This window comes from Labilibaculum manganireducens (assembly GCF_963665805.2).
Lineage (GTDB): Bacteria > Bacteroidota > Bacteroidia > Bacteroidales > Marinifilaceae > Labilibaculum > Labilibaculum manganireducens.
Window position 1 is genome coordinate 4923395 of record NZ_CAXXEE010000003.1, and the last position, 24843, is coordinate 4948237.

Below are 24843 nucleotides of genomic sequence, written 5' to 3' on the forward strand. Positions count from 1 at the left end.
TCTTTATTGCTTAACAATCTTGTAGCTTTTTCGGTATCCTTCCGATTCAATAACCAAAAAATAAGCGCCACTTCGTAATTGCTGAACCGATTTAATAATTCTTACTTCTCCACCAATATTTTTATGCTCTTCCTTAAATATCAAGCTTCCTGTCATGCTGAACAATGAAATTGTAGTCTCATCATTTCTAAAATCAGATAGATCGATATGCAATTCATGAATAACAGGATTTGGATAGACACGAACGCTTAGTTTTCCTGAAACATCATCAATTCCTGTAACTGTTTCAACTGTAATTTCAAATTCTTGTTTTACCGAAAATTCATCATCTGAAGCTTCTAGTATTACATTAAAATTACCTATTTCAGTCGGTATTCCGCTTAATGTACAAGATCCATTTCCATGATCCTCCACACTTAACCAATTTGGTTTTTCAATAACTGATATAATACATCCATCCTCATCAACATCCTCATACTTCATATTATAAACATACATATCACCCACAGTTGCTTGAACAACTGGTTCTGATAAAAATTCCGGAGTTTCATTTTGATTCTCAATATGAATCGTAAACCTGTCGTTATAACTTAATCCGCCTTGATCAGTAACTGTTACTTTTAATGAATAGCTAATATAATCTTCATAATTAAATATCTCTTTCGAAACAATCCTGTCTCCATCCAATTCGAAATACCCGTTCTCTGCCAGATTAAATGTGAATGTCTCATTAACATCAGCGTCGCTGGCTGTTAATATTCCCACTTCTGTTCCAATGGCAGAATTCTCGGCAATTGTGGTATTTGACAATTGAATAGCTGTTGGGGCATTTTCGTTACTATCATTGATATTAATTATTACTATTTCGGCAGAACTAGTATTTGTTCCATCGCTTACAGTAACTGCTAACGAGTAACTTGTTGTTGTCTCGTAATCCAAATTTGTATTATCTGTCACCGTGATCTCTCCGGTGGTCGAATTAACAGCAAATATGCCGTCAGTATTGCCTGCTGTAATTGTCCAGCTGCTAAATGTAGTTGCTGTTGCATCTCCATCGGTGACCAAAACGGTTCCTACTGATGTTGTATTTGAAGCATCTTCATCAATAGTAAATGTTTGTGAAGCTGTCACTATCGGGACTACATCATTGACATCTGTGATATTGATTGTTATCGTCTCTGCGGCTGAAGTGTTGGTTCCGTCGGAAACTGTTACGGTGTATGTGTATGAGGTTGTTGTTTCATAATCTATACCTGAGTTATCGGTTACGGTGATTGCTCCGCTGGAGGCATTGATCTCAAAAATGGATGCGCCGGTTCCTCCGGTTTCTGTCCAGGATGAGAAAGATGTTCCTGCATCGCTGTCTGTTGCAAGTACTGTTCCTACGGCTCCTGAGTTTGCAATATTTTCTGCAATGCTAAAACTCTGGGAGGCTGTTACAACTGGAGTGACATCATTTATATCTGTGATATTGATTGTTATCGTCTCTGCTGTTGAAGTGTTGGTTCCGTCGGAAACTGATACGGTGTATGTGTATGAGGTTGTTGTTTCATAATCTATACCTGAGTTATCGGTTACGGTGATTGCGCCGCTTGATGCGTTGATCTCAAAGATGGAGGCGCCGGTTCCTCCTGTTTCTGTCCAGGATGAGAAAGATGTTCCTGCATCGCCGTCTGTTGCAAGTACTGTTCCTACAGCTCCTGAGTTTGCAATATTTTCTGCAATGCTAAAACTCTGTGAGGCTGTTACAACTGGAGTGACATCATTTATATCTGTGATATTGATTGTTATCGTTTCTGCGGCTGAAGTGTTAACTCCATCTGAAACTGTGATGCTCAAGCTGTAACTTGTGATTGATTCGTAATCCAGTTCATTCGCATCATTAACTGTAATTTCACCTGTTGATGAGTTGATGGCAAATACACTGTTTGTATTGCCTGCTGTAATTGTCCAGCTGCTAAAAACCGTGGCTGTTGCATCTCCGTCGGTGGCCAAAACGGTTCCTACTGATGTTGTATTTGAAGCATCTTCATCAATAGTAAATGTTTGTGAAGCTGTCACTATCGGAGCTACATCATTGACATCTGTGATATTGATTGTAATTGTCTCGGATGCTGAAGTGTTTATGCCGTCGGAAACTGTTACGGTGTATGTGTATGAGGTTGTTGCTTCATAATCTATACCTGAGTTATCGGTTACGGTGATTGCGCCGCTGGAGGCATTGATCTCAAAAATGGATGCGCCGGTTCCTCCGGTTTCTGTCCAGGATGAGAAAGATGTTCCTGCATCGCCGTCTGTTGCAAGTACTGTTCCTACGGCTCCTGAGTTTGCAATATTTTCTGCAATATCAAAACTCTGAGAGGCTGTTACAACTGGAGTGACATCATTTATATCTGTGATATTGATTGTTATCGTTTCTGCGGCTGAAGTGTTGGTTCCGTCGGAAACTGTTACGGTGTATGTGTATGAGGTTGTTGTTTCATAATCTATACCTGAGTTATCGGTTACGGTGATTGCGCCGCTGGAGGCATTGATCTCAAAAATGGATGCGCCGGTTCCTCCTGTTTCTGTCCAGGATGAGAAAGATGTTCCTGCATCGCCGTCTGTTGCAAGTACTGTTCCTACGGCTCCTGAGTTTGCGATATTTTCTGCAATACTAAAACTCTGGGAGGCTGTAATAACAGGAGCAATATCATTGACATCGGTAATTGTAACTGTAATTGTTTGATCATCTGTTGCTCCACCATCTCCGGTAGCTCTAGCAATAACTTCATATGAATTGTTGCCACCTGCATCTTGTGCAGATTCGTAATCCGGTGCAGACAATAAAGTTAAAACTCCTGAAGTTGGGTGAATATTAAATTTGGCTTGATCAGCTCCTCCAACTATTGAGTACGAAGGAATTTCAACGCCCTCATTTATTGATGTTACCGTAGCTATTGAAGTGCTGTTTTCTGGAATTGAAATGCCGGCTGTTGCACCTCCACCATTTGAAGTAATAGTTATCCCTGTTACGTTATCAACCGAAACAGTGATCGTCTGAGTACTGGAATTTAATCCATCTGAAACAGATACCTGAACTATATAATCATTATCAGCATTTATATCTAATGGGGTTTCATAATCTGGAGCAGAAGTGAAAGCTACCGCTCCTGTTGATGAATTAATAGTAAATAAAGCCTGATCATCTCCTCCAATTTTATTAAATGTAAAAGTTGTTCCTACATCACCATCTGTTGCAGTTAAAGTAATGACATTTGTAGTATTCTCATCAATATTTATTGCCGATGCAGATGTAAATACTGGAATCTCATCATTAATATCGTTCACATCAACTGTTACAGTTTCTGCTGCTGAAGTGTTAACTCCATCTGAAACTGTGATGCTCAAGCTGTAACTTGTGATTGATTCATAATCCAGTTCATTCGCATCATTAACTGTAATTTCACCTGTTGATGAGTTCATGGCAAATACACTGTTTGTATTGCCTGCTGTAATTGTCCAGCTGCTAAATGTAGTTGCTGTTGCATCTCCGTCGGTGGCCAAAACGGTTCCTACTGATGTTGTATTTGAAGCATCTTCATCAATAGTAAATGTTTGTGAAGCTGTCACTATCGGAGCTACATCATTGACATCTGTGATATTGATTGTAATTGTCTCGGATGCTGAAGTGTTTATGCCGTCGGAAACTGTTACGGTGTATGTGTATGAGGTTGTTGTTTCATAATCTATACCTGAGTTATCGGTTACGGTGATTGCGCCGCTGGAGGCATTGATCTCAAAGATGGATGCGCCGGTTCCTCCGGTTTCTGTCCAGGATGAGAAAGATGTTCCTGCATCGCCGTCTGTTGCAAGTACTGTTCCTACGGCTCCTGAGTTTGCAATATTTTCTGCAATGCTAAAACTCTGTGAGGCTGTTACAACTGGAGTGACATCATTTATATCTGTGATATTGATTGTTATCGTCTCGGATGCTGATGTGTTGGTTCCGTCGGAAACTGTTACGGTGTATGTGTATGAGGTTGTTGTTTCATAATCTATTCCTGAGTTATCGGTTACGGTGATTGCGCCGCTTGATGCGTTGATCTCAAAGATGGAGGCGCCGGTTCCTCCTGTTTCTGTCCAGGATGAGAAAGATGTTCCTGCATCGCCGTCTGTTGCAAGTACTGTTCCTACGGCTCCTGAGTTTGCAATATTTTCTGCAATGCTAAAACTCTGAGAGGCTGTTACAACTGGAGTGTTGTCGTTTATTGCGTTCACATCAACTGTTACTGTTTCTCCTGCTGAAGTGTTAACTCCATCTGAAACTGTGATGCTCAAGCTGTAACTTGTGATTGATTCGTAATCCAGTTCATTCGCATCATTAACTGTAATTTCACCTGTTGATGAGTTGATGGCAAATACACTGTTTGTATTGCCTGCTGTAATTGTCCAGCTGCTAAAAACCGTGGCTGCTGCATCTCCGTCGGTGGCCAAAACGGTTCCTACTGATGTTGTATTTGAAGCATCTTCATCAATAGTAAATGTTTGTGAAGCTGTCACTATCGGAGCTACATCATTGACATCTGTGATATTGATTGTAATTGTCTCGGATGCTGAAGTGTTTATGCCGTCGGAAACTGTTACGGTGTATGTGTATGAGGTTGTTGTTTCATAATCTATACCTGAGTTATCGGTTACGGTGATTGCTCCGCTGGAGGCATTGATCTCAAAGATGGATGCGCCGGTTCCTCCGGTTTCTGTCCAGGATGAGAAAGATGTTCCTGCATCGCCGTCTGTTGCAAGTACTGTTCCTACGGCTCCTGAGTTTGCAATATTTTCTGCAATGCTAAAACTCTGTGAGGCTGTTACAACTGGAGTGACATCATTTATATCTGTGATATTGATTGTTATCGTCTCGGATGCTGATGTGTTGGTTCCGTCGGAAACTGTTACGGTGTATGTGTATGAGGTTGTTGTTTCATAATCTATTCCTGAGTTATCGGTTACGGTGATTGCGCCGCTTGATGCGTTGATCTCAAAGATGGAGGCGCCGGTTCCTCCTGTTTCTGTCCAGGATGAGAAAGATGTTCCTGCATCGCCGTCTGTTGCAAGTACTGTTCCTACGGCTCCTGAGTTTGCAATATTTTCTGCAATGCTAAAACTCTGAGAGGCTGTTACAACTGGAGTGTTGTCGTTTATTGCGTTCACATCAACTGTTACTGTTTCTCCTGCTGAAGTGTTAACTCCATCTGAAACTGTGATGCTCAAGCTGTAACTTGTGATTGATTCGTAATCCAGTTCATTCGCATCATTAACTGTAATTTCACCTGTTGATGAGTTGATGGCAAATACACTGTTTGTATTGCCTGCTGTAATTGTCCAGCTGCTAAAAACCGTGGCTGCTGCATCTCCGTCGGTGGCCAAAACGGTTCCTACTGATGTTGTATTTGAAGCATCTTCATCAATAGTAAATGTTTGTGAAGCTGTCACTATCGGAGCTACATCATTGACATCTGTGATATTGATTGTAATTGTCTCGGATGCTGAAGTGTTTATGCCGTCGGAAACTGTTACGGTGTATGTGTATGAGGTTGTTGCTTCATAATCTATACCTGAGTTATCGGTTACGGTGATTGCGCCGCTGGAGGCATTGATCTCAAAAATGGATGCGCCGGTTCCTCCGGTTTCTGTCCAGGATGAGAAAGATGTTCCTGCATCGCCGTCTGTTGCAAGTACTGTTCCTACGGCTCCTGAGTTTGCAATATTTTCTGCAATATCAAAACTCTGAGAGGCTGTTACAACTGGAGTGACATCATTTATATCTGTGATATTGATTGTTATCGTTTCTGCGGCTGAAGTGTTGGTTCCGTCGGAAACTGTTACGGTGTATGTGTATGAGGTTGTTGTTTCATAATCTATACCTGAGTTATCGGTTACGGTGATTGCGCCGCTTGATGCGTTGATCTCAAAGATGGAGGCACCGGTTCCTCCGGTTTCTGTCCAGGATGAGAAAGATGTTCCTGCATCGCCGTCTGTCGCTAGTACTGTTCCTACGGCTCCTGAGTTTGCAATATTTTCCGCAATGCTAAAACTCTGGGAGGCTGTTACAACTGGAGTGACATCATTTATATCTGTGATATTGATTGTTATCGTTTCTGCGGCTGAAGTGTTGGTTCCGTCGGAAACTGTTACGGTGTATGTGTATGAGGTTGTTGTTTCATAATCTATTCCTGAGTTATCGGTTACGGTGATTGCTCCGCTGGAGGCATTGATCTCAAAAATGGAGGCGCCGGTTCCTCCTGTTTCTGTCCAGGATGAGAACGATGTTCCTGCATCGCCGTCTGTTGCAACTACTGTTCCTACGGCTCCTGAGTTTGCGATATTTTCTGCAATGCTAAAACTCTGAGAGGCTGTTACAACTGGAGTATTATCATCATCTATTAAAGTACAGGTAACCTGTTGTGTACCCGGTTCAGTACCATTTGTCACAGAAGAAATATCGATAATTACAGTTTCATTATTTTCATCCAAATCATCATTCACTCCGGTTATTGTAGCAGTACCTGTAGTATTTCCGGTAGTTATAGATATGGTTGTAGAAGACAAGGAATAATCCGTCCCTGATGTAGTCCCAGATTTTAATAAATTTACACTTACAGTCTTATTAAATGTATTTGAAAGGGTAGCTTTAACAGAAGTACTTCCTCCGTTCTCTGAAATAGAAGAAGAAGGATCCAAACTTAAGATAACTATTGGCTCTGGAGTAACCGTTAATGTTGCTGTATATGTCGAAGCGCTATAGTCTGTTCCATCGTTTACATCAAATGTAAAACTCGATGATGTTCCGTTTGTATTCAAATATTTTAATTTTCCTGAATCTAAATCAGCTTTTGAAACTGTTACGTTGTTGCTTAAAGCCGATTCACCTCCATTCACAGTTCCACTTCCATCACTATCAATCCATAAAGTTCCATTACTTGGAACTGCTGTAATCCTAACATGATCAAGAGGATCACCATCACCATCAGAATAACTAAAATCTGAAGTTGAAAAAGCATAAGCTGTATTTTCATAAATTGGCGAAGCTGTGAAAGAAGAAGCTGTAGGTTTTGTATTTAAGCTGGCTGTATTTGATATATCAGCAAGGGTAATACTTCTAAATTCAAAGTTTGAACTTGAACTATTAAGATCATATGTAATACTTATTTCTGCTACATTAGCATAACCTGCCGCTGGCCAGGCTGATGAAAAACCAAAATCACTTATTTTATAATCGGTTCCTGTACCAATAGACTCACTTCCTGACAAAGAGTGAGTCGCAATCACACTTCCCGAATAGTCTTTAAGAGTTATATCAAATTGTGATACGGTCCATGTAAGCCCTGCTGAGCCAACTGTTAAATCTTTAACTGTCGCGGTCTTCATTGTTGTGCCTCCCTCCGCTTTGATCACAACCGTTGCAGTTTTAGTATCTTCCAAATAGATAACTGTACTCCAAGACTCAAAAGCATTACTAACCTTAAATTTATCTCCCTGTGTTTTAAAACCTGAACCACCCGAGTCAGCAACTCCTAAAGTACCAAAATCATAAGTTCCATCTGCTGTACCAGTTGTAGTTAATACCCAGTTATATGTTTTTTGAACTTCATCTAATAAATATTTATTATTGTTCAATGGTCCTGTTTGTACCTCCAGATCCCAATTTCCTCCCAAATTTACATTCCCTGTTAAATCATTTGAAGCGGCAATATCTGCTTTTGTCAATTCACTTAAATGCTGTATAAATTTATTTCCAAAGCTTCCGCCAGCAACATTACATCCATAAATTAAAATATCACCGGTTTCAGAAAGAGTATTCCCTATAGTTAACAGTTGATCAGAATAATTATCAATATTATTGTTATTTAAGGAAACTGCTCCCAAATTAACTACCCCTTTATTTCCGTGAGAAATAATATGAATTGCATTCACACCACTCTTTCCTTTCAGAAATTCGGCCATTTGATCCAAACCATTCAAATTTGAATCAATTAGCAGTACCTCCGCCTGATTACTTATTCCCTCAACTAAGGTTTGGTAATCAACTACTGAGGTAAAGACAAAGACGACCTCTGATTTGTTTTTTTGCTCAGTAGAAGCATAAATATATTGGCCATACTCCAGAAAAGAAGTCAAAATGGCAAAAAAAACAATAAATCTTTTGTATAAATTTTTCATAACCCCTGGATTTTAATCTTTAATACTCATTTCAACAGAGCAGGTCTTAAAGCTAAACAGCCTTAAGACCTTACTTCATAAGTTCTTTACTATATGTGAATTACATCATAAAATAATAACTATTAATTTCTTGATGGAAATAAACCATTAACACATATAATATAATTACATGCCAAATATGGTTGCATGTTATTATGAGGTATACTTTGACCTGCCTCTCCAATAGCTGCGCCATTCATTTGAGTATTAGGCGTTTGATTTGAATACGCTGCATTTTGATAAGTATAACTATCTCTACCTGCTGTAATCACACCGTTTGAAGCTGCCGGATAAGCCCCTGAAGGAGAATTAAGATCTCCATTTCCCTGAGCTGCTTTCATTGTATGTGAATGTTGAGGCATTTGCTGCTCTGATAGAGTCAACTGAGAAGCACCACCTCTTTGAGACAGTTGATAATAACTTAGTCCAGGCCCTCTTCCTGTACCTATTGCAACTTTTTGCCTAAGATCCGGCAAAGCAAAATTTGTTCTTGCATCTCCTCCATAGTAGGAACTAATGATGGCAAATAAAGGTGTATACTCTTGTATGGTTAACATTTCTCCATCGCAAAACATCCATCCTCTTGGAGCAAAATTGCCTGCAAAAAACCTAATTTCTCCTATATATCCTTCCATAATTTTATTTTTTTAATTTCTTGATGGAAATAAACCTTTAACACATATTATATAGTTCATTCCTATATAAGGCTGCATATTATTATGTGGTTTCCCCCCACCTTCAGAGGAAATAGTTCCTTGGTTCATATCTATAGTAGTTTGCATATTTTCGGAATATGAAACTGAATTAACTGGATAAGTATCTCTTCCTACAGTTACACTTCCAATTGGTTGTGCAATCACCATATCTTGTGGAACAATTTCATTACCTTCCTGATTATAAACATAAAGATCGTGAGTATGCTCCGGAATATTTTCTGTAGCAAGAATTACGGCTTCCTGTCCTCCCATGTCTCCCACATCCAGTCCTACTCTACTGTCAGGACTTATGCCTGTTCTTCCCCTAAAGTCTGGCAATGCAAAATTAGCTCTGCCATCACCTCCATAATAAGTACCTAAAAGAGAATAAAGTGCCTGATTTTGTGCTATAGGCAGTAGCTGTCCCGTGCAATACTCCCAATTACGAGGTGCAAAACTTCCTGCAAAAAATCTGATTTCACCTAAATATCCATCATCCATATTGTTTCTTTTTAATTAATTTCTTGTTGGTATTATTGATCTAAACAAATAATATAATTAATACTGAAATAAGAGTGCATATTGCTATGTCCCAATCATTTCCTGAATCTGCTAAGGACTTAGGATTTATATCAAGTATTTCTTGAGGGGTAAAGTCCCTGTAAACAAATAACATAATTTATCCCCAAAAAAGGCTGTACATTATAATGTTGTGTACTACCACCTGCATTCCCTACAGATTTTGGGTTCATTGGTTCTAAATTAGTTGTGCTTTTTGTGAAATTTGTATTTTGTCCGGTATAAGTACTACCTTCTTGCTGGAACTGTCCATAAGACAATGCAAATACGGCATCTTCAGGTTGTTGTTCATTTCCTTCTGTTCCAACAGCTTTTAATGAATGGGTATGACTGGGCAAGCTATCAACTGTTAAGGTTGATATTTCCATACCTGATATTTGTCCAAGCCAACGTTCTGTAAGGCCTGGCCCAGTTCCTACTCCTACAGGAATACGCCCACGAAAATCAGGCAAACCAAAAGTTGATCTCCCATCTCCTCCGTAAACTGTTCCCAAAAGTGAGAAAAGAGCATCATTGTCAGCTATTGGTAACAAAGAACCATCGCAATAATGCCATCCACGAGGTGCAAAGTTCCCCGCAAATAGTCTGATTTCTCCTAAATATCCGTCATCCATAATTTAAGTTTTAAGATTAATATTCCATTCCTATATTAAATCAATTGTTTCTAAACGATCAACTGGTCTTCCGAAAGCATTTCCCGTTCTTATTCCCATATTGAATAGTTTTACTCCAGACAAAAAGCCCTCTCTTGTATGAGTAACTGTGATCCTAATGCATCTGTCATCAGAACAATAAACAATCAGTCCATAAATTGCATCCGCATGTATAATTTGTCCGGGATTTGCTATAATCTTTTGTTCCATATCAACAGGGGCAACCTCTAAAATGAACAGTTCAAGACCATTAATTGTAGTCTTTGCACCTCCATATTTAGGATTTGAAGCATTTACCAAATACTCGATATCATCTGATGTTTGATTTTCCCAGTCAATTATTAAATCCTTCTCATCTGGTTTTTTTGAGTAAACAATGCCATCAAACTCTAATACTAGTGAAGAAAACTCTTCTGCTACTTGCTTCCTTATTACCTTATTTATTAAAGTTGTATTGTGTAAACCAAGACGCTGACTGTGCAAGCCGTAAGTCTCTCCAGGTATAATTGGAATTTTCTCCTGCAATATCACTGGACCTTCATCTATATCCTCATTTATGTAGTGAATGGTTACCCCCCCATTAACTTCCTTATTTTTAAATTGCCAGAAAATAGGATCATTCCCCTTATATTGAGGTAAAAGCCCAAAATGAAAATTAACAAATCCATAATCTAATAATTCCAATACACTCTTAGGAAAAAACCAAGGAAAAGTTAAAACCCAAACACTATCAACCTGATTGTTCTTAAGAAAATTTTCAATAGTATTTACCCAACTATTTCGTGATAAACAGATTAATTCTACATTTAAATCCATCATCTCTAATGGAGGCAATAAAAAACGCTTGCTCTTTTCAGGAATACAAACGCCAACTAATACTCCCATCTTTTTAAGTTGTAGAATAGTAGGAAAAGCTAATAAATCCGAATTACAACAAACTAATATTTTCATTATCACAAATGAGTTAAAAGAGAAGAATTAAAATAGTTAAAACACCGTTAAATAATATCTATGATAAGTATAATCTTCTTAAAGCTTAATTCGAAAACAATTCCTTATCCAATAATTCCATGCTCTCTCTCCTAAAAAATAAATTTATCCTTTGCGATTGTCCGTGTATCATAACGCAATATTATCATTTGATTGGTCAATTTAATTAATTCCATTAACATTTGCAAAAATATCATAAAACCATCTTTACGTGCCATTAATATAAAAAAAACAAAAAAAACATGAATAAACTTAATAAAAACAAAGACTTCAGAACTATTTATCCTAATAAACTATTTTTATATTCAGAAATACTAAATATAGAATCAAACATCTCTAAATACAGGCGTTTGCAGGAAAATGCATATTCCTATAAAAAAATATGATAGTAACTTGGAAACACAAAATCTTATAGAATCAAGATTTTTGTAAAAAAAGATTTTGAATGGAGGGGGTATAAGAATTAATCAAACCAAAAATGAATTGGCTTTTTAAAATTAGCTGAGCTGTTTAAAACAAAAGATTGTATGGCGTTTTGGGGAGCGATACTGAGACACAACAAATTATCAGAAAAAAGACTGTAAGTCACATGCGAAAATAATCCACTAGCAGGTAATAATCCTATTTTAGCTTATCATTTGCCAGATGCCTGTTCATATCCCTGTGAGTTTTCTTTTCCAGATTCTTCTGAAATGCTTCGTTTAAATCGACTCCTGTCTGATTTGCCAGGCACATTAAAACCCACAGAACATCAGCCATTTCATCAGCCAAATCAACTTTCTTGTCGCTTTCTTTGAAAGATTGTTCACCATATTTTCTGGAGATAATTCGAGCCACCTCTCCTACCTCTTCGGTCAAAATAGCCATGTTGGTCAATTCATTAAAATAACGAACTCCATATTTTTTGATCCATTGATCAACTTTCTCCTGAGCTTCCTTAATTCCTATCTGATTCATCATCTATTCCTTGTTTTTAGTATCCATTACAATGGTAACCGGACCATCGTTAACCAATGAGACCTGCATTTCGGCACCAAATTTTCCCGTTTCCACCTTCTTTCCTGATTCTTTCTGCAAACGAGCAACAAAATCCTCGTACAGAGGAATTGAAATATCAGGTTTTGCGGCTGTAATATAAGATGGTCTGTTCCCTTTTCTGGTTTTAGCATGCAAAGTAAACTGACTGATTACCAAAATATTTCCATCCACTTCAAGTAAAGATTTATTCATTACTCCTTCCTCATCGTCAAAAATTCGAAGATGACAGATTTTTTTACTCAACCATTCTGAATCCTCTTCCGTATCAGCTTTCTCTATTCCCACCAACACCAGCAATCCTTTCGATATCTGACCGATTATTTCAGAATCTACACGCACAGAAGCTTGAGTAACCCGCTGAACCACAACTCGCATATCAATATATTTATTAAATGTTAAAATTAATTGTTCCTCTCAAATATAACACATCATATTCATGTAAAAAAGATATTGCTAAAGCCGTTTTTTCAGACCTCTACACTATTAAAATTGATTCTAAATTAAGATATTTCCCAATTAATAATGATATTTGTAATTCGTTACAAAAAAAAGTAAAGCATGTTGTATTTCATCAGTTCATCTACCAATCCCGTTTTTAACATTGCCTGCGAAGAGTATTTGCTAAAAAACCATGAAGATGATTTTTTCTTCCTGTATACCAATACTCCTGCATTAATTGTAGGAAAACATCAAAATACTCTGGCTGAAATCAATCTCGACAAAGCTGAACAGGAAAATATACCTGTTGTTAGGCGAATGTCAGGTGGAGGAACCGTTTTTCACGATGAAGGAAATCTAAATTACTGCTTTATCAAGAGTGGAGAAAAAAGCAAATTGGTTGATTTTCAAAAATACAGTCAGCCGATTATCGATACTCTTCAAAAGCTGCACGTAAACGCTAAATTTGAAGGAAAAAGCGATTTAACGATCGATGGAAAGAAATTTTCAGGGAATGCTTCACACATTTTTAAGAACAAGCTTATGCAGCATGGCACAATGCTATTCTCAAGCGATTTAAAGCGCCTAAACCAGTTGTTAAAAGTAAACCCTCTCAAGTTTAAAGATCGGGGCATAAGATCCATTAGAAGTAAGGTAACAAACATCTCTGAATATCTTTCCCATTCCTTGAGTATCGACAACTTTGCTCAATTAATTTTAACAGATTTGACAACGAAATTTCCAGATGCCAAGGAATTTGAACTATCGGCAATTGATATTGAAAAGATAGAAGCTTTAATGGCAGAGAAATACAACAACTGGGAATGGAATTATGGCTACTCTCCCAACTACGTCTTTGAAAAACTCAGTAATTTTTCGGGGGGAATTATATTAGAGGTTAGCATGACAGTAGAGAAAGGAATAATTAAAAACCTTAATTTATTAGGTAATTGCCTGGTAGAAAACCACATTTTGGACTTTAAAAGCTTAATGATCGGTCAATATCACGACAAAGACATTGTATATAAACACCTTAACAATCTAAATACAAACCTATACTTTAAACATATCACACAAAAAGAGATATTGTCGGCATTTTTTTAACGGTTTGAATTATTATAGAATTAAAACTACGCTGAATAAATATTCAAGTAACTTCTCAAATAAAATCTCTAATTGAAATATTTCCAGACTATTAAAGCTTTTGAATTTCCTAATTCAGATTCCAAATCAGCAAGTGCGGCATTTTTCACATTCTCTACCGACTTAAATTTTTTAATTAAATTTTCAACTGATTTTTTTCCAATGCCTTCAATTTTATCCAATTCAGAGACAATAAATGCTTTTGATCGCTTCTGCCTATGAAAGGTTATTGCAAAGCGATGCGATTCATTTCGCAAGTGCTGAATAGTTTTAAGCGTTTCTGAATTCTTATCCAAATACAATGGGTAAGGATCACCGGGAAAATAGATTTCTTCCAGTTTTTTGGCGATTCCTATTACAGAAATCTTTCCTCGCAATTCTAATTTATCCAAACTATTTAAAGCTGCACCCAATTGTCCTTTTCCCCCATCAATTAAAATCAATTGTGGTAAACTCTTTCCCTCATCCAGCAATCTTTTATAACGCCGGTAAATTATTTCTTCCATAGAAGCAAAATCATTTGCTCCAACTACTGTCTTTATATTAAAATGCCGATAATCTTTTTTATAAGGTCTTGCATTTCTAAATACAACACAAGAAGCAACAGGATTCGTTCCTTGTATGTTCGAATTGTCAAAACATTCAATATGAACCGGTGCATCTTTTAATCTTAAATCGGTGCGCATAGTTTCTACAATACGTTCGGAATGCGATTGTTTTAGAGACTTATCCCCTTTCTTTAACTTTTCGAGACGGTAATATTTAACGTTGCGTTCAGATAAATCCAGTAATTTCTTTTTGTCGCCACGTTGAGGGACAACAAACCGAACATTTTGAATGGATAATTCAAGCTCAAAAGGAATCAAAATTTCTTTTGCCGTACTAAAAATCTTCTGACGGATCTCTGTAATAGCAAGCAAAAGTAAATCCTCTTTACTTTCGTAAATTTTCTTTTTCATTTCAATGGTGTGTGCCTGAATAATGGCTCCATTTACCACTTTTAGAAAATTCACATAAGCTGAATCTTCATCATCAACAATAGAATAAACATCAATGTTATTGATGGAAGGATTTACGATTGTTGACTTACTTTGATACTTTGCCAGTAAATCTAATTTCTCTTTAATAAGGTGTGCTTCTTCGAATTTAAAATCATTGGCCAGTTCCTGAATTTTTTCTTTCAAATGAGAAGTTACCGAACCAATATTTCCTTTCAATATATTCCGAATATCCTGTATTGTTTGTTCATACTCCTCTTTACTCTCCTTCCCAACACAAGGTGCTTTGCAATTCCCAATATGATACTCCAAACAAACTTTGAATTTCTGATCTCTAATCCCCTCTTTCGATAAACTTAAATTACATGTTCGCAGTTGATACAAAGACCGAATCATATCCATTAAAATCCGAACCATTTTTACACTCGTATAGGGTCCAAAATATTCCGAACCATCTTTAATTAAATGACGGGTGACTTGCACTCTGGAAAAGTTTTCGCTTTTAATGCAAATCCAGGGAAAAGATTTATCGTCTTTCAAAAGAACATTGTACCGAGGCTGATGTTTTTTTATTAAGTTATTTTCCAATAACAGGGCATCCTCTTCCGATTCAACAACAATGTGCCGAATATCCACAATTTTGCGAACCATTATATTGGTTTTTGCAGAATCGTGAACTTTGTTAAAATAGGAAGCAACCCTTCTTTTGAGTCGTTTTGCTTTTCCTACATATATAATTGTATCGTTCTCATCAAAGAACTGATAAACTCCTGGCTCTTCCGGCAAGGCGGAAACCAAAAATTTTAAATGATCTATGTTTTTATTTTTTATCACTTATTATAATTTTCCACTAATATAGCTTACTCTTCTTTAAAAAGGTCTATTACTCTAAATTCTTTAACATCAAAAAGACCTTTATCTGATAATTTTAGTTTTGGAATTACCAGTAAAGACATAAATGCAAGAGTCATAAAAGGAGACTGAAAATTTGACCCCAAATCGGAAGCAAAATCACTCAATTTTGCATATTCCCTTACCAAATCCTCTCCAGTCTTGTTCGACATTAATCCCGCAACTTCCAATTCAACCGACTCACTTTCTCCGTTGTTAACGGCAACAATACCACCTTTCATTTCAATTAGAGTATTAATTGCATGAAGCAAATCTTCATCACTTGTTCCTACTGCAATAATATTGTGGCTATCGTGAGCGATACTTTCGGCAATAGCTCCCTTTTTAAAACCGAATCCTTTGGCAAATCCCATTACAGGTTTTCCATTGTCGTATCGACTCATCACAACCATTTTCAATAAATCATTATCAACGTCAGATACAACATTTGAATCAATTAGCTTTGGTGTACACAAAATCGAATCAGTTATCAGATCACCATCCTTAACAACCATTGCCCGCAATGAACCATTTTGAGGCTTAACAGCCAAATCTGCCAATTGAATTGGTTTTCGACTAAAATTATTCAATATGATTTCATTACTTACATTAAACAAAACCTCCTTATTTTTATAAATACAAATACCTTTTCGAAATGCCTGCTCTACAACAAATGATTCCGGATGATCAATTACAATAAAATCTGCAGAATCGCCAACCTGCAACAATCCCAAGTTTAATCCATAATGATGAATTGGATTGTAACTGGCAGCACGAAGCAATGAAAATAAATTAAGTCCCTTTTTCAATCCACGTTTAATCAGAAAATTTATATGCCCATTTTCAATTAAATCATCGGGATGCAAATCATCTGTACACAACATGATTCTATCCGGGTGTGTTTCCAATAAAGAATACAGCGCCTCAAAATCTTTAGCAGCACTACCCTCCCGTATTTGAATCATCATCCCTAAAGAAATCTTTTCAAGAGCTTCCTCCAAAGTTGAACATTCATGGTCCGCAGAAATTCCAGATGCCACATATTTTTTCAAATCCCTCCCTTTTAAACCTGGAGCATGACCGTCAATTTTTTTTCCAAGATTCTTACACGCTACTATTTTTTTGAGTACCTCAAGATCGTCTTCAATCACACCAACAAAATCCATTACTTCGGCAAGACAAACAACTTCTTCTCTTTTCAGTAAGCTTTCCACAATATTACTATCCAAAACAAAACCTGAAGTTTCGTGTTTGGTTGCCGGCACACATGAAGGAACACCAAAGCGAATTTCCAAAGGAACTTTACCGGCATCATTAATCATGAAATCGACACCAATCTCACCCAACACATTTGCTATTTCGTGCGGGTCTGTAACCAAACCTAATGTACCAAACTGTACAACTAAACTTGCAAATCGACTTGGTATTAATAAGGTACTTTCAATGTGCATGTGTGCATCAACAAGTCCCGGCAAGATATATTGATCAGGAACAGAATCTCTTTTAGTAATGGAAGTGATTCTTCCCTCTTCAACATACACCTCTGCATTGATTATTTCACGTGAAACAACATCCACGACTTTACCTGATATCGAAAATCTATTACTTGTCATATCTAATCTATTATCATTTGATAATGGTAATCTCTAAATTTAATTCCTAAAATAGCTCAATATTGCCTTCAAAAACGCCCGAAATTAACTTTTCGACATGCAAAAAGGCAATTCCGGGCGTTTTAAGGAGTAAACTATTTTAAAATACTCCTTAGTTCCACGTGGAACGTTATCGTCCCATGAGTACCAAAAGAACGTTAATATCGCTAGGAGAAACACCCGATATCCGCGATGCCTGACCAATAGTTTGAGGCTGAATTTTATCCAATTTTTGTCTTGCCTCAGTCGAAATAGATTGCAAACTTGTATACTCAAATCTGCCTTTTATATTAATATTCTCCAGGCGGGTTAATTTTTCTGCGATCAATTTTTCCCTATTTATATAGCCCGAATATTTTATTAAAACCTCAGCTGCTTCAATAATTTCTTCCCTTCTGTTTGGTATTGAATCCACCACTTCTTTTAATGGGATAATATCTTCCAGCAAATCATTAATCTGAACCTGCGGACGAAGAATAATATCATACAATTTAACGCCCTGTTTTAATGGAGCCGTTCCTAATTTTTCCAGAACCGGATTTAAGAATTTTGGTTTGCAGCTAAACTCTTTACAAAAGGTAACCAATTTATCTCTAAACTCAATTTTCTCTTCCAGTAAGTCAATTCGCTTTTGTCCCACTAATCCTAATTTAAAAGCCTTAGGACTTAAGCGTAAATCTGCATCATCCTGTCTTAATAAAATTCGGTATTCGGCTCTTGATGTAAACATTCGGTAAGGTTCATCAACACCTTTTGTTACCAAATCGTCAATTAAAACACCAATATAAGCTTCGTCTCTATTCAGTGTGAAAGCCTCTTTTCCTTGCACCAATAAACTCGCATTTATTCCTGCCATCATTCCCTGAGCTCCAGCTTCTTCATATCCGGTTGTGCCATTAATCTGTCCGGCAAAAAATAAGTTCGAAACCAATTTTGTTTCCAAAGTATGACGAAGTTGAGTAGGATCAAAATAGTCATATTCAATTGCATATCCCGGACGGTACATTTTCACATTTTCCAATCCCGGAACTTTTTGAAGTGCTTTTAACTGAACATCCCAAGGAAGACTCGATGAAAATCCGTTGATATAATATTCGTGAGTGTGCTCTCCTTCAGGTTCTAAAAAAAGCAAATGCTCCTGCTTCTCAGCAAAAGTTGACAGCTTAGATTCTATACTCGGACAATATCTTGGACCTGTACTCTGAATTGTTCCATTATACATTGGAGATTCTTCAAATCCTTCTCTAAGACTATCGTGAACATCCAGATTTGTATACGTTATATAACATGGTCTCTGAGTAAGAATACGATCTACATGATCTGTCAGATAAGAAAATTGATAAAATCCTTCTTCCCCATCCTGTCTTTTCATTACTGAAAAATCAATACTTCTGCCATCTAAACGTGCAGGAGTTCCGGTTTTCATTCTCCCAACTTCAAAGCCAATATTTTTTAATTGTTCACTAATTCCTACAGATGCAGGTTCTGCTGTTCTCCCCCCTTTTTCCTGCTTACGTCCAATGTGCATTAATCCGTTAAGGAAAGTTCCATTGGTTAATATTACCGATTTCGCAGTAATGTTGATTCCCAATTTAGTAGTCACACCAACTGCTTTGCCATCTTCTATAATTACTTGAACAACGGCATCCTGCCACATGTCCAAATTATCTGTATTCTCAACAATTTTTCTCCATTCCGAAGAGAAAATCATTCTATCGCATTGTGATCTTGGACTCCACATTGCAGGTCCTTTAGAGCGATTAAGCATACGGAATTGAATGGATGACCGGTCGGTAACTATTCCTGTAAAACCGCCCAAGGCATCTAATTCACGAACAATTTGCCCTTTTGCAATTCCACCAATAGCTGGATTACATGACATTTGAGCAATTTTATTCATATCCATGGTAACCAAAAGAACCGAAGATCCAAGGTTTGCCGCAGCTGTTGCCGCCTCACATCCGGCATGACCGGCACCTACTACTATAACATCATACTTTGGCAACATATAATAAAAGATATTTATATTCGTTATTCTTATTCTTGCAAAGATAATTATTTTATCTAAAAAACTGAAAACCAATCAACTGCAATGGACACACCCTTGCTAATTATCTAGAATTCAGATCAATAAATTAAAAAAATTTTACAAATTTAATCAATATCGGAAAGTAATGCTAATGATTCGTCCTCCTTTTGGGTCATTATTTCCTGATCTTCATCAGTTTTATCATCAATTCCCATTAAATGAAGGACTCCATGAATCATTACACGATGCAATTCCTGAAGATACTCGCATCCGTATTCTTTTGCATTATCAAGAACAGTATCAACACTTATAAATAAATCTCCTGATACAATATCAGCAACAGTATAATCAAAAGTAATTATATCCGTAAAGTAATCGTGATTTAAGTGTTCACGATTCATTTCAAGCAGGTAATTATCAGAGCAGAAATAGTAATTTATCTCTCCAATTTCGAAACTATTATTAACAACAACGCGATTGATCCATTCGCTTAAGCGCTTCTGATCAATCGCGGGAATACTAGCTTCACACGTATCGTAAGTAATCAACATTTTTTATCCAAAAATAAATTTCATTTCTACTATAGCACCATTCTCTCCAAATTCAATATCATCAGCCAGGTGATTCATTAGAAAAACTCCCCGTCCATGTGTCTTCTCCAAATTTTCAGGAAGCGTTGGGTCAGGAATATTCGAAAAATCGAATCCTTTACCTTCATCCCACACAATGAAACTAATAGATTCGTCATCAATATTGTATTTAACTTTCACCTTTTTAGTTACGTCTAGCTGGTTGCCATGCAAAATCGCATTATTGACAGCTTCAATAAGGGCAACTGAAATTTTTCCGTAAATTTCAGAACTAAGGTTATGAGATGAAGAAATCTCATCTATGAGTCTTTCAACTCTGCTTATATTCTCTAATTCGGATGGAAAGATTAGCAATTTTTCTGATTTAGTCATTATTTATTTTGATCATGTAATCCAAATACAATTTATTATAGTAGTCGATCATTTTTACATAAAAGTCATCGAAAACACCTTCAAAATCTGTTCGTATTCTTTTATACTCAAATATTTCTGTAGGGTTACTCAATTTAATAATATTTCCAGAATTACTTTCTCTTTTTTTATCAAAATCTTTCTCTCTCTGAGCGTTTTCAGCTTCCAACAAACGAGAAATTATTCTATTTTGCCTATTAATTGTATTCGAATTTATGGAAAAATTAGATATGTCTGATTGCGTTTGGTCAATCATTTTCATTATTTCACGTAATATATTCTCTGTCTCACCTCCAACGCCACCCTTCTGAAGAATTTCACTCAAATTTTGTTGAAACATTTCCTGCCTTTGTAAAAACTTTCCCAATTTTTCTTTCGAATTATTTTTACCATTTCCTGATTTCATTTCCTGAATCATCTCCTCCAACATCTTTTTTAAGGATTGCTGCTCCGATTGCATACCTGCAAATGATGGTTTTCCTCCTTTTTGATCACCAATTTGATCGCCAGGCATAGCATTCGCCATTTGTTCCATGAGTTGTTTTAATGCCTCGGAAAGAAATAGTGATAATTCATTAACTTCAGTTAAGACTTTTTGTTGTGTGACATTGGCTTGAATTTTTCTTCTGCTGTTAGCTTCTTCGAGAACCTGATCGAGATAGTTACCTATATCAAAAATTCTATTTCCAATTAAAGCTGCAACCTGAGGTGAGTGAGATGAAAGAGAAAGCAATGAATCCTGAATTAATAAATACTCCTCTTTTAATCCCCCCTGCTCTTCTATCATTTTTACAAATAAAGGATTTCGATAATCCACAGTTTTGTAATCGGTCAATACGGCCTCCTGCTGAAATGAAAATTCCATCAGGTTATTCATCAGGCGAATTAAATTATCAATATCAACGGTAAGCTGAGCACTTACACTTTTTGAAAGATTACTATTCAACTTCTGAGCAAGTGATTTTTGTTTTTTAGAAGTTGCTTTCATATTTTTTGAAGCCTTAGAGTTTTTACCTTCTTCTAAAAAGTTTTTTGATTCTTTCATCATATCAGAAATAGACTCAAGATCTTCGGAAGGATTTTGAAATTGATACGGGTCACTAATGCCGGAATTTTTTTCGAGAAGATTTTGCAGATCTTTTTTCAAATCATCCCATTTTTGACTTTCCTCAACCTGCTGAGAATTCATTTTTTCCTCCTGCTTGTGCCCCAGGTCACTAATTTCCTCCTGACTATCTGCAATTTTATCAATTCTATCGATAATTTGATTCATACGAGCCTCAATATCATATCGTTCCAACAAACTCAGGTTGCGATCCATTTGTTTCTGAAAATCATCAAACGACATGTTTATTTGGTTCCCTAGCTTATTTAAATCTTCCGATTTAAAATCTTCAGCCAATTTGTTAAATTCTTCAAACAATTTTTGCAACTCATCATCCATTACATTTTCAAGAAGCTTTTCAATTTGTTTTTGCTTTTCGATTAGTAAAGAATCTTTTTGTCCCAAAGAATTTGACAACTGATTTTTTTTTGCATTCTCTTGCTTGATATTATTTAGCAACTCATCCAATTGTTTCTTTTTAGAATCGATTTGCTGAAACATTTGCTGTTGCTGCCATTTGTCTCCGGTGCCATCCAACATATTTTTCTGCAGACGCTTTATATCTTCCTGTATGGATTGACTCAGATCTATTCCTTTTTCGATTCGATTCGAAATACTATCCTGAATACTTGTATTTAAATCGTACAACTGTTTCGAATCCGGAACTAATAAAGAAAATTGCCGGGAACGAGACATTTTCGGTTTATTTATTCCATCATTATCGAAAACTTCAAAATAATATTGTACATGACTTCCTTCGCTTACATCAACATTTGCAAAATCGAAGGCATAATAAAACTCCTGAGAACTAAGATTTCGATTCAAGCTTAGAGGAATGTAAACAGGTAACTGATCATTGATAAAATAACAAAACCGTAATTTCGAAAATCCATAATCATCCTTCAATATACCTTTAAAATAGTAGGCCGTAGGCAATAAAGTATCTTGTACAACTGACACTTGAATTTGCGGATAAAGATCAGGTATTATATCAATGGTATAATTGGCAAAAAGCTGTTTTTCAAATTGCTCATTACTAACATAAATTTGGTAGTTATTTTTCTGAAAGATGTTTTTTGAAAATAAGAAGGTATTGTCTTTATCTTGTGAATCGGCTCGGTTTAGAGAATCATTGAAAACAACTTGAACAGAATTGGTGTCTTCCCCCTCAATCGTCCATTCCAATAAAGATCCTTCGGGTACACTAATATCTCCCAAATTTTGCTCTTTTCTTTCTGGTAATTTTGTGTAAGATGGTGACTTTACCGTAAGTTCAAAAGATTTAATTCCCGGTTTTAATAAAATCTCCAGCTGATAGGTTAATGATGTTATTTTACCGGCCTTTAAAAAGAAGTTTACTTCTCTATTTACATTCCTGAAAAGATAACTGAAACGATTACTTCCTTTCTTTTTTAACAGGAACTGATTCCCTTCAGAAACCAGATAGACATCAGCCGGCACATATTTACCTTCTGTTTGCACTTCCAGATAGAAATCCGAGCCTCGAACTGCTTTCATGGCATCTTGATTTACTACAAATTTAAAATCGGCTGGGGCGATGTATTCCTTCCTAAAATGGACTAAACGATTCGCACTACTGGAGTACATATCCGGCAAAGCAATGTAGGTTCCAATAATTGCAATAAATACGATAATAAGGTATTTTAAATAGCTAAGATTCGATTTGAATGATATCGCTTTTCTAAAAGGAATCAATTGAATGGATTCCATTCTTTGATTGATGCTGGCCATTAAAAGAGAGTCGCCGGATGAATTACTTTTAGCTGACAGCTCGGTTAATTCCAATGTATTAATCAACCGGTCCTGCAAATCCGGAAAATATTGTGTAATAATACTAATTGCTTGCCTGTAGCTTATTCTTTTTCCAATCTGCAACAAACCAATTATGGGTAAAATAATTAGTTTCACGATCATTAACGAAAAAAACAGTACAGAAAAAATAGCGAGAAATGTTCGAACCGAAACAGAAAAATACAGCAAGTATTCTGTATACGAGACAATCAAGAAATAAGACAAAATCAGAACAATACTCAAAAGCAAACCTCTTAGAAGCTGATTTTGGTAGTATTTTCGAATAAACCGATCTAATTTTTCGATAAAAATTTCCTGCTTAGAACCCATATCAACTACTACGTAAAAGAGTTAATTCCGATACAACCACAAAGAAGGATCCAATTTCGTACTCCCTTTCCATAATTGGAATTTAAGAACAGTTTGGCTTTGTGCCTGATCGGTATACACCACACCAATTTTCTCTTTTGAAGTAACTGTGTCACCTTTTTTCACTGTAACTGAAGAAAGGTTTGAATAAACTGAGAAAAACTCACCATGACGAATAATGATTACATTATTAAGACCAGGCATTGAAAGAATGTGTGTGACTTCCCCTTTAAAAATTGAGCGACATTCGGCATTGCTGTCAGTCGTTATATTTACACCATCGTTTCGAACATTAACATGCTTAAGTACTGCATGTTTGTGCTCTCCGAATTTTTCAGATATAAAACCAGTTTGTGTTGGCCAGGGAAGCTTTCCCTTATTTTGATCAAATGATTCTGAAAGAACTTTTTCCTCTGGAGTTAAACCATATTTGCCTCCTCCGCTGTTTTTCCTGGCGGCCAGTTTAGCCTGATTTTCGATGATTTTCTGAATTTCTTTTTCCAGCTTTTTAGTATACTGCTGTTGTTTCCTTAAATCATCCCTAAGTTGTTTCTCACGCTTTTTCAATTTTGAAATAATCTCAGATTGTTGAGATTTCTCTTGAGCTAAACTTTGACTTTCCTTTGTTTTATCGGATAGCAAAACAACTTTTTCACTCTTTGCCGTTTTTAAACGAAGCATGTTTGCATTCAGAGAATCTTTCCTGGAGCCAATCTGCTTGCCCTGTTCTTTGCTGTATTCCGAAAATTGCTGAAGATACTTATATCGTTTATAAGCTTGGTTAAAATCTTTCGATGACAATAAAAACATCAGTTTTTCGTGTGAATTTCTTTGCTTGTATGCGTATTGAATCACCTTTGCGTACTGTTGCTTCAGCTTATTCAATTCATCTTCCAAATCCTTAACATCAGCATTAATTTTACTTATCTGAGAATTGATGTAAGAAATTTCATTTTCAATGGACTGAATCAAAGCTTGTCTGGACTTTATTCTTTGGTTTAGAAGGTTTAATTGCCCCAACGTTACATTCTTATTCTTCAAAGTGTTGGAAAGAAGACTATTGGTATACGCTATATCTTTAGAATTCTGCTCTTTTCGTTTTTTAAGAGTAGAAATATCATGCTGAGAAAAAGCATCTACTGATGATAAAAACAGAAGAGCAATTACTAAATAAAATATTTTATTACACGTTAATTTGTTAATTCCCATAGT

Annotated in this window: 15 protein-coding genes; 1 reads left to right on the forward strand and 14 read right to left on the reverse strand. The window is 36.4% G+C overall.

Going from position 1 to position 24843, the window contains the following annotated elements:
• Positions 1-3 precede the first annotated feature (3 nt).
• From ACHZAX_RS19500 to dtd, 7 genes are all read right to left on the reverse strand, one after another.
• Entirely contained in the window at positions 4-8199 is an 8196-nt protein-coding gene (locus tag ACHZAX_RS19500; protein ID WP_320020251.1) for a cadherin domain-containing protein, read from the reverse strand.
• 122 nt (positions 8200-8321) lie between these two features.
• Positions 8322-8873, reverse strand: a complete 552-nt coding sequence (locus ACHZAX_RS19505; protein WP_218973159.1) for a phage tail protein — start codon at positions 8871-8873, stop codon at positions 8322-8324.
• Positions 8874-8885: 12 nt separating this feature from the next.
• The gene (locus ACHZAX_RS19510; RefSeq protein ID WP_320020252.1) at positions 8886-9434 is read right to left on the reverse strand and encodes a phage tail protein; all 549 of its coding nucleotides are present in this window, start codon (positions 9432-9434) and stop codon (positions 8886-8888) included.
• Positions 9435-9565: 131 nt separating this feature from the next.
• Positions 9566-10126 carry a phage tail protein gene (locus ACHZAX_RS19515; protein ID WP_101311236.1) on the reverse strand — a complete coding sequence of 187 codons (561 nt, stop codon included), beginning with the start codon at positions 10124-10126 and terminating at the stop codon, positions 9566-9568.
• A gap of 30 nt (positions 10127-10156) precedes the next feature.
• Positions 10157-11116 carry a methionyl-tRNA formyltransferase gene (locus ACHZAX_RS19520; RefSeq protein WP_101311237.1) on the reverse strand — a complete coding sequence of 320 codons (960 nt, stop codon included), beginning with the start codon at positions 11114-11116 and terminating at the stop codon, positions 10157-10159.
• A 660-nt stretch (positions 11117-11776) separates the two neighbouring features.
• Positions 11777-12115 (reverse strand): nucleotide pyrophosphohydrolase, encoded by a 339-nt coding sequence (locus ACHZAX_RS19525; protein ID WP_245870421.1) that lies wholly within the window; start codon positions 12113-12115, stop codon positions 11777-11779.
• Positions 12116-12568 (reverse strand): D-aminoacyl-tRNA deacylase, encoded by a 453-nt coding sequence (gene dtd / locus ACHZAX_RS19530; RefSeq protein WP_101311238.1) that lies wholly within the window; start codon positions 12566-12568, stop codon positions 12116-12118. It lies immediately after the preceding gene.
• A 183-nt stretch (positions 12569-12751) separates the two neighbouring features.
• Here dtd and ACHZAX_RS19535 point away from each other — a divergent pair, with 183 nt between their 5' ends.
• A complete protein-coding gene (locus ACHZAX_RS19535; RefSeq protein WP_320020253.1) occupies positions 12752-13735 on the forward strand; it encodes a lipoate--protein ligase in 984 nt (327 codons plus the stop codon).
• Positions 13736-13803: 68 nt separating this feature from the next.
• Here the strand turns inward: ACHZAX_RS19535 and uvrC are convergent, their stop codons facing one another.
• From uvrC to ACHZAX_RS19570, 7 genes are all read right to left on the reverse strand, one after another.
• The gene (gene uvrC / locus ACHZAX_RS19540) at positions 13804-15606 is read right to left on the reverse strand and encodes an excinuclease ABC subunit UvrC (RefSeq protein WP_320020254.1); all 1803 of its coding nucleotides are present in this window, start codon (positions 15604-15606) and stop codon (positions 13804-13806) included.
• Between the two features lie 26 nt (positions 15607-15632).
• Positions 15633-17276, reverse strand: a complete 1644-nt coding sequence (ade, locus tag ACHZAX_RS19545) for an adenine deaminase (protein WP_101311240.1) — start codon at positions 17274-17276, stop codon at positions 15633-15635.
• A gap of 169 nt (positions 17277-17445) precedes the next feature.
• Entirely contained in the window at positions 17446-19323 is a 1878-nt protein-coding gene (gene mnmG / locus ACHZAX_RS19550; protein ID WP_320020255.1) for a tRNA uridine-5-carboxymethylaminomethyl(34) synthesis enzyme MnmG, read from the reverse strand.
• 146 nt (positions 19324-19469) lie between these two features.
• Positions 19470-19895: an rRNA maturation RNase YbeY gene (ybeY, locus tag ACHZAX_RS19555; protein WP_101311242.1), complete on the reverse strand. Its 426-nt coding sequence runs from the start codon at positions 19893-19895 to the stop codon at positions 19470-19472.
• A gap of 3 nt (positions 19896-19898) precedes the next feature.
• A complete protein-coding gene (locus tag ACHZAX_RS19560; protein WP_101311243.1) occupies positions 19899-20306 on the reverse strand; it encodes an ATP-binding protein in 408 nt (135 codons plus the stop codon).
• Positions 20299-23592, reverse strand: a complete 3294-nt coding sequence (locus tag ACHZAX_RS19565; protein WP_320020256.1) for a DUF4175 family protein — start codon at positions 23590-23592, stop codon at positions 20299-20301. Before ACHZAX_RS19565 ends, ACHZAX_RS19560 begins: the two co-directional genes overlap by 8 nt.
• Before the next feature lie 21 nt (positions 23593-23613).
• On the reverse strand, positions 23614-24840 hold the full coding sequence (locus ACHZAX_RS19570) for a murein hydrolase activator EnvC family protein (protein WP_101311245.1): 1227 nt from the start codon (positions 24838-24840) through the stop codon (positions 23614-23616).
• Positions 24841-24843 lie beyond the last annotated feature (3 nt).

Coding starts and splice junctions, on each gene's coding strand:
- ACHZAX_RS19565 (WP_320020256.1), bottom strand. CDS start 23,592: ATGGGTTCTAAGCAGGAAATTTTTATCGAAAAATTAGATCGGTTTATT.
- ACHZAX_RS19515 (WP_101311236.1), bottom strand. CDS start 10,126: ATGGATGACGGATATTTAGGAGAAATCAGACTATTTGCGGGGAACTTT.
- mnmG (WP_320020255.1), bottom strand. CDS start 19,323: ATGTTGCCAAAGTATGATGTTATAGTAGTAGGTGCCGGTCATGCCGGA.
- ACHZAX_RS19535 (WP_320020253.1), top strand. CDS start 12,752: ATGTTGTATTTCATCAGTTCATCTACCAATCCCGTTTTTAACATTGCC.
- ACHZAX_RS19500 (WP_320020251.1), bottom strand. CDS start 8,199: ATGAAAAATTTATACAAAAGATTTATTGTTTTTTTTGCCATTTTGACT.
- ACHZAX_RS19560 (WP_101311243.1), bottom strand. CDS start 20,306: ATGACTAAATCAGAAAAATTGCTAATCTTTCCATCCGAATTAGAGAAT.
- ACHZAX_RS19505 (WP_218973159.1), bottom strand. CDS start 8,873: ATGGAAGGATATATAGGAGAAATTAGGTTTTTTGCAGGCAATTTTGCT.
- ACHZAX_RS19510 (WP_320020252.1), bottom strand. CDS start 9,434: ATGGATGATGGATATTTAGGTGAAATCAGATTTTTTGCAGGAAGTTTT.
- ACHZAX_RS19570 (WP_101311245.1), bottom strand. CDS start 24,840: ATGGGAATTAACAAATTAACGTGTAATAAAATATTTTATTTAGTAATT.
- dtd (WP_101311238.1), bottom strand. CDS start 12,568: ATGCGAGTTGTGGTTCAGCGGGTTACTCAAGCTTCTGTGCGTGTAGAT.
- ACHZAX_RS19525 (WP_245870421.1), bottom strand. CDS start 12,115: ATGATGAATCAGATAGGAATTAAGGAAGCTCAGGAGAAAGTTGATCAA.
- ade (WP_101311240.1), bottom strand. CDS start 17,276: ATGACAAGTAATAGATTTTCGATATCAGGTAAAGTCGTGGATGTTGTT.
- ACHZAX_RS19520 (WP_101311237.1), bottom strand. CDS start 11,116: ATGAAAATATTAGTTTGTTGTAATTCGGATTTATTAGCTTTTCCTACT.
- ybeY (WP_101311242.1), bottom strand. CDS start 19,895: ATGTTGATTACTTACGATACGTGTGAAGCTAGTATTCCCGCGATTGAT.